Source organism: Luteimonas cucumeris (assembly GCF_007830035.1).
Lineage (GTDB): Bacteria > Pseudomonadota > Gammaproteobacteria > Xanthomonadales > Xanthomonadaceae > Luteimonas_C > Luteimonas_C cucumeris.
Genome location: NZ_VLKN01000003.1, coordinates 68,471 through 80,783, shown reverse-complemented (window position 1 = coordinate 80,783; position 12,313 = coordinate 68,471). Strand labels below are relative to the sequence as shown.

The 12,313-nt window shown below is 67.9% G+C and carries 14 protein-coding genes; 7 read left to right on the top strand and 7 right to left on the bottom strand.

Annotated elements, in window-relative coordinates; all coding sequences use genetic code 11:
- Window positions 1-39: 39 nt before the first annotated feature.
- From fabD to IP90_RS06460, 4 genes are all read right to left on the bottom strand, one after another.
- Window positions 40-984: an ACP S-malonyltransferase gene (gene fabD, locus IP90_RS06475; protein ID WP_144898813.1), complete on the bottom strand. Its 945-nt coding sequence runs from the start codon at window positions 982-984 to the stop codon at window positions 40-42.
- 188 nt (window positions 985-1,172) lie between these two features.
- Window positions 1,173-2,168: a beta-ketoacyl-ACP synthase III gene (locus tag IP90_RS06470; protein WP_144898812.1), complete on the bottom strand. Its 996-nt coding sequence runs from the start codon at window positions 2,166-2,168 to the stop codon at window positions 1,173-1,175.
- A gap of 92 nt (window positions 2,169-2,260) precedes the next feature.
- Window positions 2,261-2,455 (bottom strand): 50S ribosomal protein L32, encoded by a 195-nt coding sequence (gene rpmF / locus IP90_RS06465; protein WP_144898811.1) that lies wholly within the window; start codon window positions 2,453-2,455, stop codon window positions 2,261-2,263.
- A gap of 51 nt (window positions 2,456-2,506) precedes the next feature.
- Entirely contained in the window at window positions 2,507-3,022 is a 516-nt protein-coding gene (locus IP90_RS06460; RefSeq protein WP_144898810.1) for a YceD family protein, read from the bottom strand.
- Between the two features lie 125 nt (window positions 3,023-3,147).
- On the opposite strand from IP90_RS06460, the gene IP90_RS06455 reads away from it, so the two are divergent.
- From IP90_RS06455 to IP90_RS06445, 3 genes are read left to right on the top strand one after another with little or no spacing between them, the layout of a single operon-like run.
- Window positions 3,148-3,519: a hypothetical protein gene (locus IP90_RS06455; protein ID WP_144898809.1), complete on the top strand. Its 372-nt coding sequence runs from the start codon at window positions 3,148-3,150 to the stop codon at window positions 3,517-3,519.
- 27 nt (window positions 3,520-3,546) lie between these two features.
- Window positions 3,547-4,116 carry a Maf family protein gene (locus tag IP90_RS06450; RefSeq protein WP_144898808.1) on the top strand — a complete coding sequence of 190 codons (570 nt, stop codon included), beginning with the start codon at window positions 3,547-3,549 and terminating at the stop codon, window positions 4,114-4,116.
- Window positions 4,113-4,832 carry a class I SAM-dependent methyltransferase gene (locus IP90_RS06445; RefSeq protein ID WP_144898807.1) on the top strand — a complete coding sequence of 240 codons (720 nt, stop codon included), beginning with the start codon at window positions 4,113-4,115 and terminating at the stop codon, window positions 4,830-4,832. The genes IP90_RS06450 and IP90_RS06445 overlap by 4 nt, the downstream gene beginning before the upstream one ends.
- Before the next feature lie 11 nt (window positions 4,833-4,843).
- Here IP90_RS06445 and IP90_RS06440 read toward each other — a convergent pair whose 3' ends face one another.
- On the bottom strand, window positions 4,844-6,703 hold the full coding sequence (locus IP90_RS06440; RefSeq protein ID WP_144898806.1) for an ArnT family glycosyltransferase: 1,860 nt from the start codon (window positions 6,701-6,703) through the stop codon (window positions 4,844-4,846).
- A 45-nt stretch (window positions 6,704-6,748) separates the two neighbouring features.
- Here IP90_RS06440 and IP90_RS06435 point away from each other — a divergent pair, with 45 nt between their 5' ends.
- The 4 genes from IP90_RS06435 to IP90_RS06420 are packed head-to-tail and all read left to right on the top strand — an operon-like array spanning window position 6,749 to window position 11,140.
- Window positions 6,749-7,702, top strand: coding sequence for an AAA family ATPase (locus tag IP90_RS06435; protein ID WP_144898805.1), 954 nt, complete (start codon window positions 6,749-6,751; stop codon window positions 7,700-7,702).
- A 55-nt stretch (window positions 7,703-7,757) separates the two neighbouring features.
- Window positions 7,758-8,687: a DUF58 domain-containing protein gene (locus tag IP90_RS06430; protein WP_242007506.1), complete on the top strand. Its 930-nt coding sequence runs from the start codon at window positions 7,758-7,760 to the stop codon at window positions 8,685-8,687.
- On the top strand, window positions 8,671-10,602 hold the full coding sequence (locus IP90_RS06425) for a transglutaminase TgpA family protein (RefSeq protein WP_144898803.1): 1,932 nt from the start codon (window positions 8,671-8,673) through the stop codon (window positions 10,600-10,602). The genes IP90_RS06430 and IP90_RS06425 overlap by 17 nt, the downstream gene beginning before the upstream one ends.
- Before the next feature lie 28 nt (window positions 10,603-10,630).
- Complete coding sequence (locus IP90_RS06420; RefSeq protein ID WP_144898802.1) at window positions 10,631-11,140, top strand: Slp family lipoprotein; 510 nt, start codon at window positions 10,631-10,633, stop codon at window positions 11,138-11,140.
- Between the two features lie 106 nt (window positions 11,141-11,246).
- Here IP90_RS06420 and IP90_RS06415 read toward each other — a convergent pair whose 3' ends face one another.
- Together IP90_RS06415 and recR are read right to left on the bottom strand one after the other, a co-directional pair.
- Window positions 11,247-11,594, bottom strand: coding sequence for a histidine triad nucleotide-binding protein (locus IP90_RS06415; protein ID WP_144898801.1), 348 nt, complete (start codon window positions 11,592-11,594; stop codon window positions 11,247-11,249).
- Window positions 11,595-11,680: 86 nt separating this feature from the next.
- A complete protein-coding gene (gene recR, locus IP90_RS06410; RefSeq protein WP_144898800.1) occupies window positions 11,681-12,274 on the bottom strand; it encodes a recombination mediator RecR in 594 nt (197 codons plus the stop codon).
- Window positions 12,275-12,313: the final 39 nt, after the last annotated feature.

Here is a 12,313-nt window from a genome sequence, read left to right as displayed (position 1 = left end):
CGTCGTGTCGTGATGACGTGGATCTGACAGGACTGTTGATTATTTCCATGCCGCCAGCGCGGCTTCGAATTCGCCGGGCGTGCCGAGCGACCGCGTGTCGAGCGTCTTGTCGATCCGCTTGACCAGTCCGGCCAGCACCTTGCCCGGGCCGCATTCGCCGATGCGCGTGGCACCTCGCGCGACCAAGGCGTGCATGCAATCGGTCCAGCGTACCGGCAGGTACAACTGGCGCACCAGCGCGTCGCGGATCGACTGCACGCCTTGGTGGATTTCGGCATCGACGTTCTGCACGACCGGGACTGCGGGTTCGTGCCACGACATGCCATTCATCGTTTCGGAAAGACGATTGGCGGCTTCGCGCATCAGCGGCGTATGCGAGGGCACGCTGACTGCAAGTTTCACCGTCTTGCGCACGCCGCGTTCGGCGAGCAGCGCGAGGGCGCGGTCGACCGCAGCGGCGTCGCCACCGATCACGATCTGGCCGGGTGAGTTGTAGTTGGCCGGCACCACGACCTGATTGCCGGACGCCTGTCCGCAGACTTCCTTCACCAGTTCGTCTTCGGCACCGATCACCGCCGCCATCGCGCCCGTGCCGGACGGCGCGGCATCCTGCATCAACTGGCCACGGATGCGTACCAGGTGCGCGCCGTCGTGCAGCGACAACGCGCCCGCTGCGACCAGTGCGGCGTATTCGCCCAGGCTGTGGCCGGCAAGTACCGACGGTTGCGGGCCACCTTGCGCCTGCCACAGGCGCCATACCGCGACACCGGCCGCCAGCAGTGCCGGCTGGGTGTATTCGGTGCGGTTGAGCATCTCTTCCGGGCCGCCCTGCGACAGCGCCCACAAATCGATGCCGGCGCCATCGGACGCTTCGCGGAAAGTGTCGTGCACGCCGGGGTGCAGTTCGGCCAGCTCCGCCAGCATGGCCAGCGATTGCGAGCCCTGGCCGGGAAACACGAAGGCGAGCTGGGACGAAACAGTCATCGGCTGACTCTGCGGCGAACTTCGGGAACAGGGCGCGAATGATACGTGGCGATCATGCGGAACGTCTGTACCGGCGCGTATGTCGGTGTGTGGCCGCGATTGGTGGTTAGTGATTTGTGATTCGGAAAAGCCGAAGCATACGAGCTCTAGCGAATCACCAATCACCAATTCCTAATCACGGCCTTCGATCAATACCGCAGCAGTGCGCTGCCCCAGGTGAAGCCGCCGCCGAAGGCTTCCAGCAGCACCAGCTGGCCACGCTGGACTCGCCCGGAACGCACGGCTTCGTCGAGTGCCAGCGGCACCGAGCCCGATGACGTGTTGCCATGCTTGTCCACGGTGACGATCACGCGATCCATCGGCATGTCCAGGCGCTTGGCCGTGGCTTCGATGATGCGCAGGTTGGCCTGGTGTGGAATCAGCCAGTCGAGGTCGTGGCGGTCGACGCCATTAGCGTCCAGTGTTTCCTCGACCAGGGAATCAAGCGCCTTGACCGCGTACTTGAATACGTCGCTGCCGGACATGTTGATGCGCACGCCGGCATTCTTTTCCTCGGGCTTGAAACCGACCGATACGCCGACCGGGTTCCACAGCAGCTCTTTCTTGGCGCCGTCGGAATGCAGATGGGTGCTGAGGATGCCGGTTTCCGTGTCGGCCTTGAGCACGACGGCGCCGGCGCCGTCGCCGAACAGCACGCAGGTGCTGCGATCCGTCCAGTCGGTCATGCGGCTCAGGGTTTCCGCACCAACTACCAGCACCGTTTTCGCCGCGCCGGAACGGATGAACTTGTCGGCGACGGTCAACGCGAACAGGAAGCCGGAACAGGCGGCGTTGACGTCGAACGCCGGGCATCGGCTGGCACCCAGCCGATGCTGCAGCAGGCAGGCGGTCGATGGAAAGATCAGGTCCGGCGTGGTCGTGCCGAGCACGATCAGGTCGAGCTCGTCCGCCGACACGCCGGCCGCTTCCATCGCGCGCACGGCGGCGTGGTAGGCCAGGTCGCAGGTGGTCTCGCCGTCGGCGGCGATATGGCGCTCGCGGATGCCGCTGCGCGAGACGATCCACTCGTCGCTGGTGTCGACCATCTTGGCGAGGTCGTCGTTGGTCAGCACCTTTTCCGGAAGGTAACTGCCCGTACCGGCGATTCGCGCATAGACGCGGCCGTTCGGATCAGAAGCGCTCATGTGGATCCCCGCAAGTCGTCGGCCAAGACTGGCCGGAAAGAACGCGCGGCGTCGTGACCGGGGTCACGGGCAGCGCGATCAATCATGCCGCATCAATCTTCTTCGACGATCCGGGTCTTGCTCTCGACCACCTTCTTTCCGCGGTAGTAACCGTCGGCGGTGACGTGGTGGCGCAGATGGGTCTCGCCGCTGGTCGGATCGGTGGCAAGCTGCTTGGCGGTCAGCGCGTCGTGCGAACGGCGCTGGCCACGGCGGGCGGGGGACACTCGGGATTTCTGCACAGCCATGGTATTGCTCCAGCTACAAATCGTTGAATTCAGCGTCCGGACAACGGGAAATCAGTTGCCCTTCCTGTCTTTCAGCGCCGCCAATGCCGCGAACGGACTGGCCTGCGCCTTTTCTTCTTCGTCGGCGGGCCAATCACTCTGGACCGATGCCGATTCCGGGTTCACCGGCACCACCGGCACGGCGAGGATCAACTCGTCCTCGATCAGCTCGACGGGCCGCAATTCGCCGTGCCCGGCGATCAGCAAGGGCTCGTAACCCGGCGGCAGGCCGGCTTCGTCCTCCTCATTGCGGATCAGGCCAAGCCGCTGCACGATCCGTACCGGCTCCAGATAACGCTGCAGGCTGCGCTGGCATTCCAGCGGCAACGCGGCTTCGATCTGCAACTCGACGTAGGGCACCTGCAACGCGTCCGTGCCGAACTCGATGCTGTAGGCAACCTCGCCTTGGGCATCGACCAGGCTGTCGCGCAGGCGTCCCATCGACGCCAGCGGCAAGCGGCCCTCGAAAGCGCGCCGCGCGGCCACCATGCGCCACGCGTCCAGTACTTCGGGCAAACTCGCGGACATAAGCCGCGGAATTCTAGGCTCGAGCCCCTGCCCTGTCAAACCCAAACCCATGTCGGGACAGGGAATTTGCCCTGTCCCGACGGCCGCGGCAGACTGCTGATCCACTCTTCGCCGCCCGGCCCGACGTGACCCTGACCCTAGTGCTGCTGGCAGCAGCGGCGATTGCCGCCGGCGCGGCCCTCATCGTACGCCGTCGTAGCAGCCAGGGCAGCCGCCGCCAGCAGGCCGTGGGCGACGTGCTGGACGCGGCGGACGCCCTCGAAGCGCGCCTGCGCGACGCGCGCACCGAAATCGAGGCCGTCGCCGGCGAGGATGAGCCCGACCCGATCCGCGACGCCCTGCGCGAGATGCTGCGACAGCGGCTGTGGCTGCAGCAGCACAGTGAGGCGGCGAGCCTGAACGAACTGGCCGTGGTACGCGCCTCGATCGACGCCGCGCGGCTGCGGATCGAGCAGCAACTGCTGCAGATCGAACGTGCCCGCGCGCCCCTGAACTGACGCCCGGCCCTCATGCGAGCTGTCCCGATGCGCCTGATCCTGGCCTCGACGTCACCATACCGGCGCGAGTTGCTGGCGCGGCTGCGGCTGCCGTTCGAAACCGCGCGACCGGAGGTCGACGAAACCGTCCTGCCCGGCGAAACCCCGCCGCAGACCGCGCGACGCCTCGCCGACGCCAAGGCGGCCGCCATCGCGCGACGCGAACCCGCGGCGTGGGTGATCGGCTCTGACCAGGTGGCCGAACTCGATGGCCGGGCGCTGGGCAAGCCCGGCACGCGCGACAACGCCATCGCCCAGCTGGTGGCGATGTCGGGACGCGCGATACGCTTCTCGACCGCGTTGTCGCTGCACCGTGATGAGGTGCGACTGCAGGCACTGGATATCACCGTCGTTCGCTTCCGCAACCTGCAGGCGGACGAGATCGCGCGTTATATCGATGCCGAACAGCCTTTCGATTGCGCCGGCAGCTTCAAGTCGGAAGGATTCGGGATCGCGCTGTTCGATGCGATCGAATCGCAGGATCCAACCGCGCTGATCGGCCTGCCCCTGATCGCCACGGCACGACTGCTGCGCGAAGCCGGCTTCGCATTGCCGTGAACGCGGTCCAGTCCGACCTCCGCCGCCCCGGCCTGCGGCTGCGGCCATTCCGCTGCCCCGGCTGCGGGCCGTCGCTGCTGCTGCAGCTGTCCGACGACGAGATGCAGGTCCGTTGCGTGCGCTGCCGCGGCACGCCGGTGCACCTGTCGCTGATCCAGGCGCTGGCAAGCCATGCCGGCCCGCTTGCCAGGCTCGATGCCTACGAACTTTCCACCACCGGCGCATTGCTGCGCCACCTGCGGCGCCATTGCCGTAGCGTGACGACCAGCGAATACCTGGAAGGCGTCGCCCCCGGCCGCAGCCGCGACGGCATTCGGTGCGAAGACGTGCAAAGCCTGAGCTTCGCCGATCGCAGCTTCGACCTGTGCACCTCGACCGAAGTGTTCGAACACGTGCCCGACGATCGCGCCGGGCTGCGCGAACTGCATCGCGTGCTGCGCCCGGGCGGACGCCTGCTGCTCACGGTGCCGCTGACGGGCCAGCAGATCACGCGGGAACGCGCGCGTCGCGACGGGAAACAGGTCGAACACCTGCTGTCGCCGACCTACCATGGCGATCGCCTGAAGGGCCCCGGCAAGGTGCTGGTCTATCGCGATTACGGCAACGACATCATCGAGCGCGTGCTCGATGCCGGTTTCCGTGTCGCCCGCCTGTGGACACCGCCGCAATCGCTTTTCGGCCACGCCCGTCCGGTGCTGATCGCCGAACGCGACTGAAGTCCAGTTGCTCAGTCGCCAGCTCCCGCCACCTGCAGCCGTTGCTGCGGCCACTGCTCGACGCTGCCGTCATTGCCGTGCAGGGTCAGCCCCAGCCAGTGCAGGCCGTCGCTGCCCGGCGGCAGATTGATGCGGGCCTCGAAGCCCACGCGCGGATGCGTGGGGTCGGTGGAAATCTTCCAGAATTCGGCGACGTGCGGCAGGGCCTTGCCATAACGTGCCGTGGCCACCGGCATGTCGTCGAGGGTCACCTCCACCCGCACGATGCCGACACCGTCCTTGAACGCCCAGCCGGCGACATCGAACTGGCGTCCGACCGTCGCACCCGGCGCAGGCATATCGATCCAGGCCATCGCCGGCGTCGTGCAGGCGCCGTCGCGTGCCGGCGTGGACAGGTCGAACATCAGGAATCGCTGCGCGCCATGATCGATGTTGACCGTGGTCGGCGGCGGCAACGGCCCGAACTGCGCGCACAAGGCGTGGTAGTGGTCCAGCAGTTGCCTGTATTTCAGATCGGCAGCGCCGACCACCAGCAGGACCGGGGCGTCATCGGCAGCGCGCGGCGCAGCCTCTTCCAGCCGCCACAACCGCAACTGCGGCGCGCGGCCATGGCGGTGGTTGAGTGGATGATCGAGCACCGCGATGCGTGCGTCGTCCAATGCGAAACCGAGTTCGGCGCCCAGCTTGAAGTTGTCGGCGACCAGGCGCGTACCCGGCGGCATCTTGGCGAGCTGGCCGCGCACCGCTTCGGCGACTTCATCCCAACCGGCGAAATTGGCCGGATACCATTTCCGGTACGCCGCCTGCGCGCGCACCGCAGGCACCGACACCGCCGCGTAATACAGCAGCGCCGTTGCCAGCGCCGCGGCCAGCAGGCCCCAGGTGGCATTGCGCCATCCGCGCGACCAGCCCGCCAACACCGCGGGCACCAGCGGCAGCAGGGCCAGGTAGCCGGGCAATGGCCAATGGAAGCTGACGCGCTCGTTGTCGGCGAAGAAGCCCAGCACGAAGAAACCCAGCACCAGCCCGCTCCCGCACGACGCGAGGTAGCGCACTACCGGCGACCGGTCGCGCAGGCCGCGCCACGCCGCCAACGCCATCGCCACCAGCAGCAACGGCGTGACCAGCAGCGTCTGCACCAGCACGAACCACAGGCCGTCCCAATGCAGTGTCCACGGATGGCGATCGACCAGTTGGAAGCGCAGGCCGGCATCGGCATTGTCGAAATTCCACGCCATCAGCGGCCACCAGGCCAGCACGCCGATCATCAGTGCAACCCAGACCCGCGCATCGCGCAGCACGCGACGGCCTTCCGGCAGCGACAGCAGCACCAGAGCACCGATGCCGATCACCGCAGCGAAACGATAATGACTGAGCGCGCCCAGCATCAGCCCGGAGGCGAGCTCGAGCACCGCCTTGGCATCGACGCGACGCAGCAATCGCGCGCCCGCGTCCAGGCACAGCACGGTCGCCAGCGCCATCGGCACGTCCGGCAGCGCCAGTACGCCGAGCGTGCCGGCCAGCGGCAGCAGCAGGGTCAACGTGGCGGCCTGCCAACCGATCGCCGCACCGAATTCGCGCGTGGCCAGCCGGGCCACGCCCCATGGCAGCAACGCGGCGAGCAGCAGGAACGGCGTGCGCAAGGCCCAGGCATGTTCGCCGCCGACGCCGACACCGATGCGCGCCAGCCACGCGGTGAGTCCGGGCAGGTCCGAATAGGCCGCGGCCAGATGCTGGCCTTCCTGCCAGTAAAACGCTTCGTCGACGAACAACGGCAGGCGCGCGGCGAGCACGCACTTGATCGCCGTCACACCCAGCCACAGCGCGACGAATACGTCCCGTGACCTTTGTCCGTAGTCGCGTCCCCGCATCTGTCCGCGCCCCGCTACACTGACGAAAACCACTCCGAGGCGCGCATGTCGGCACTGCCCCAAACCACGAACATGCTAACCGACCCGTTGCGCGAGTCGCTCAAGCGCGCCCAGGCGCAGGTCAATTCGCTGGTGCTCGGCAAGGCGCAGGAAGTGCGACTGGCCTTCGTCGCATTGCTGTCCGATGGCCACCTGCTGATCGAGGACCTGCCGGGCCTGGGCAAGACCACGCTGGCGCATGCACTGGCCGCGACGCTGGGGCTCGGCTTCCAGCGCCTGCAGTTCACCTCCGACCTGCTGCCGGCCGACATCATCGGCGTCTCGGTCTACGACGCACAGGCACGGCGCTTCGAATTCCACGCCGGCCCGGTGTTCGCCAACATCGTGCTCGCCGACGAGATCAACCGCGCGCCGCCGCGCACGCAAAGCGCGCTGCTGGAAGCGATGGCCGAGCACCAGGTCACCGTCGATGGCAACACGCATCCGCTGCCGCAGCCATTCTTCGTGATCGCCACGCAGAACCCGGTCGACCTGGCCGGCACCTATCCGCTGCCGGACTCGCAGCTCGACCGCTTCCTGCTGCGGCTGACGCTCGGCTATCCGGGCGCCGAAGCCGAACGCACCCTGCTGACCGGGGTCGATCGCCGCGAACTGATCGCGCAGGCACGGCCGCTGCTGAGCGCCGACGACGTATTGCAACTGCGACGCGCGGTCGAAGCCGTGCACGCCAGCGAGGCGCTGATCGGCTACGTGCACGCCCTGCTGACGCGCAGCCGCCAGCATCCGGGCGTGCGCGTCGGCCTGTCCCCGCGCGCCGGACTGGCGTTGCTGCGCGCGGCGCGTGCATACGCGCTGCTGCTCGGCCGCAACCATGTGCTGCCCGAGGACGTGCAGGCACTGTTCGCGCCGATCGCCGCGCACCGGCTGGTCGCAGAAGCCGAAGCCGGCAACGGTTCCGCACTGGCGAAATCGATCCTGCTGGCGGTGCCGGTCGATTGAACGGCGGGAAGTCAGATCCGTCTTGCCCATGACCCGCTTCGATCGACTCCGCAGGATGGCAGAAGTCTGGACGCGTCCGCGCGCGCCGGAAACGCTGCCAGTCGCGCTCGGCCGTCAACGCGTCTACGTGCTGCCGACCCGCTTCGGTCTGTTCTTCGCGGTGCTGGTTTTCGCCATGGGCCTGGGCGCACTGAACTACAACAACAATCCCGCGCTGCTGCTGGCGTTGCTGCTGGCAGGCACGGCGATGGCCAGCCTGATCACCGCGCACCTGCAGTTGTCCGGGCTGGTGATCGACACCGTGTCGGCCGAGCCCGTGCCGGCAGGCGAATTCCTGTCGCTGCGATTGCGCGCCAGCGCGCGCGACCTGCGCCTGCGTCGCGGACTGAAAGTCGGCTACGAGGACGCGACCGCGATGCTGTCGCTGGACCAGGGCAGCGAAGCGGCGCTGTCGCTGCCCACCGAACGCCGCGGCTGGCTGGACCTGGACCGCATCCGCATCTCCACCCTGCGCCCGCTGGGACTGGCGACGGCATGGGCTTGGGTCTGGCCCGAACAGGCGCTGCTGGTCTACCCGGCGCCGGAAACGCACGGGCCGCCACTGCCGACCGACGTCAGCGACAGCGGCGTGGCGCGCCTCAATCCGGCCGGCGATGACGTCCATCACCTGCGCAGTTATCGCCGCGGCGACCCGCAACGCGCCGTCGCCTGGAAACCCTCCGCACGTCGCGACACCCTGCTGGTGCGCGAATACGAACAACCGCGCAGCGCGGAAGTGATCCTCGACTGGCAACGGCTCGGCCCGCTCGCCTACGAACATCGCATCCGCCGCCTGGCGCACTGGATCGACCAGGCCGAACGCGAAAACCGCCGCTACCAGTTGCGCCTGCCGGGGCAGCCCGTGCTGGGACCGGCACAGGGCAGCACGCACCGCCACGCCTGCCTGCGCGCATTGGCCTTGCTGCCGCATGTCGATGCTGCTTGACGCCGCCACGCGCCGCTGGGCGCTGCTGGCAACAGCGGCCTGCCTATTGCCGCTGCTGCTGCAGTTGCCGCCGACGCTGGCCGCGGTCATCGCGGCACTGGCCGTCTCGGTGGCCCTGTTGTCGTGGCGACAGCCACTGCCGGGCTGGCTGCGTTTCCTGCTGGCGTTGACGGTGGTCGCGATCGTGCTGGTGATGTCGCACTTCTCGATCGGCCGCGATACCGGTTGTGCGCTGCTCGCGGCGATGCTGGCGATCAAGCCATCGGAGACCACGGGCCTGCGCGATGCGCGCAGCCTGGTCGGCTTCGCGCTGTTCGCGCCGTTCGCGACTTTCCTGCTCGACCAGGGGCCGTTGTCTCTTGCGCTGTCGCTGGTCGGCGTCACGCTCGCATTGCTGGCCTTGCAGCGCTTCGCCGACGCCGAATCCGGATTGCCGGTGGAGTCGTCATCGTCATGGCGCGAGATTGGTTCGGTATGGCGACTGATCGCGATCGGATTGCCATTGGCGCTGGCGGGCTTCTGGTTGTTTCCGCGCGTGGCCTCGCCGATGTGGGGCGTGCCCGAACGCGCGCTCGCCCGCCCCGGGTTGTCCGACACGATGAGCCCAGGCGAATGGGTCGACCTGATGGCCGACGACACGCCGGCGATGCGCGTGCGTTTCTTCGGCCGCGCACCGGACACTTCGCAGATGTACTGGCGCGGGCCGGTGCTGTGGGACTTCGACGGCCGTACGTGGTCGCAGCCGCGCTGGTTGCGCGGGCTGCCCGCTGCCGATGTACGGCGCACGCCGGTGCTGTGGGACTACGAACTGGAATTCGAGGCGACCGACCGCCGGCAGCTGGTCGCGCTGGAATTGCCGATCGCCGCGCCCGACGGCGCGGAACTGACGATCGACTACGGCCTGTATGCCGCGCAACCATTGAGTACGCTGACCCGCTGGCGCATGCAGTCGGCGCCGCCGCTGGCGTTCGAACCGCAACTGAAACAGTTGCTGCGGCAATCGGCGCTGCATCTGCCCGATGGCTACAACCCGCGCAGCCTGGCGCTGGCGCGACAGTGGCGCAGCGAGGCCGGCAGCGACGATGCCGCCATCGTGCAGCGCGCACTGCGCTGGATCCGCGCCGACTTCGCCTACACGCTCGATACGCCGCTGCTGGGACGGCATGCGGTCGACGAATTCCTGTTCGATCAGCAGGCCGGCTTCTGCGAACACTTCAGTTCGTCGTTCGTGGTGCTGATGCGCGCAGCCAGGATTCCCGCGCGCGTGGTGACCGGCTATGTCGGTGGCTATCGCAATCCGCTCGGCGACTACTGGGTGGTGCGGCGCATGGATGCGCACGCCTGGGCGGAAGTGTGGCTGCCTGGGCGCGGCTGGGTGCGCGTCGATCCGACCGCGGCGGTCGCGCCTGAGCGCATCTACGACACGCTCGACGACCGCGCGCCAGGCGTGTTCGGCGAGTTCGCCGGACTGCGTCCGGTATGGAACACCGGCGACTGGCTGCGGCGCGGCTGGAACGATTTCGTGCTCGGCTTCGACGCGACGCGCCAGCAGCAAATGTTGCAGGCGTTCGGCATCGACCGGCTCAGCGGCTGGGACCTGGCGGCGATGTTCGCGCTGCTGGCGGCGCTGGCGCTGGGCTGGATGGCCTGGCTGATCGCCCACCGCGAACGCGAGCGCGACCCGCTGCTGCGCGCCTGGCATCGGCTCGGCGAACGTTACTCCCGCCATCACCTGCAGCGCGAGCCGCACGAACCGGCGCATGACTGGGCCGAACGCGTTGCCCGGCAACGGCCCGGCGACGGCGCGGCATTGCGCGCCCTTGCCCTGCGCTTCACGCGATCGCGCTACGCTGTCGACGACGACCGCCAGCAGCGCCGCGACCTGATCCGTGCCCTGCGGGCGCATCGTCCCTGATCCGGCCGCCAGTCCGAGGGAACGCCCGATGAAATTGCGCATCCTTGCCATCGCCGCACTCGCCGGCCTGAGCGGTGCCTGCATGACCGTGCCTCCGCAACTGCAGGGCGATGTCATCCAGATCACGCCCGCCCAGGCACGCGAAGTCGGGCGACCCGGCCTGCCGGTACGCTGGGGCGGACGCATCGTCGCCACGCGGCCGCTTGGCGATCGCACCTGTTTCGAGGTGATCGGCAGCGAACTGTCGGTCTACGGCCGGCCGCGCCACATGACCGAGGATGGCAGCGGCCGCTTCGTCGCCTGCACGGCGGGTTATTACGATCCGGCGGTGTTCCTGAAGAACCGTGAGCTGACCGTGATCGGCCGCCTCGACGGTTTCGAAGCACCGCCACCGGGCACTTTCAGCTACGACCGGCCACGCGTCGTCGCCGACTCGATCCACCTGTGGCCACCGGCGCCGCACCAGGATCCGCGCTACCCCTATCAGCGCCGGCCCTGGCCGTGGTGGGGCTGGGGCTGGGGCGACGGGCGGTATTGACGGGACGCGATCCCGGATGCACTGCGCTTACCCGAGCTACGGTGTCGCGGAACATCTGCGCACACGGCGTGGGCCATCTCCCGCGTCCGTGCGCCGCTGAGTCGCGTCAGGCAGGCGTACCGAATCGCCCGAGCGGCGCACCCGCCAGCAGATGCAGGTGCATCTGGTACACGGTCTGCCCGGCATGCGCATTGCAGTTCATGACGATGCGGTAGCCGTCCTCGTCGAAACCTTCGCGCCTGGCGTACTCGGCGGCGGCGAAGGCCAGGCGCCCGACGATCTCCGCCTGCTCGGCGCGCAGATCGTTGAGCGTGGCGATCGACGTCTTCGGCACGAACAACACGTGCACCGGCGCCTGCGGCGCGATGTCGCGGAACGCGATCAGGTGCTCGTCCTCGTAGACGATGTCGGCCGGGATTTCGCGGCGGATGATCTTGTGGAAGAGGGTGTCCATGAGGTCGGGAATCGGGAATGGGGAGTCGGGAATCGTAAAGGCAAAGACAGCGTCGCGCAGGCTCTCCCGATTCCTGGTTCCCGGCTCTAGGGCATCTCGCTGCGACTGCCGAACGCATGCGACAAGGTACCGCGATCCACGTACTCGAGTTCACCGCCCAGCGGCACGCCATGCGCCAGCCGGCTCGGGCGCACGCCGTGCTGACGCGCGAGCTGCGCCAGGTAATGCGCGGTTGCCTCGCCTTCCACGGTCGGGTTGGTGGCGATGATCAGTTCCTGCACTTCGCCTTCCGCCAGTCGCATCGACAGCTGGTCGAGACCGAGCTCGCGCGGGCCGATGCCGTCGAGCGGGCTGAGCCGACCCTGCAGGATGAAATACAGGCCGCGATAACCCGTGGCCTGTTCGATCGCGAGCCGGTCGGCCGGCGATTCCACCGCACATAACTGGAACGCGTCGCGCGCGGCGCTGGCGCAGGTCACGCACACTTCGGTTTCGCTGAAATCGCGGCAGCGCACGCAATGGCCGATGCGTTCGATCGCCGTAGCCAGGGCCTCAGACAGCCGTTTGCCGCCCTCGCGCTCGCGCTCCAGCACGTGATAGGCCATCCGCTGCGCGGTTTTCTGGCCTACACCGGGAAGCACGCGGAAGGCTTCGATCAGTTGTTCGAGTAGCGAGGACATGGGTCGGTGATTCGTGATTCGCGATGGGTGATTGGTAAA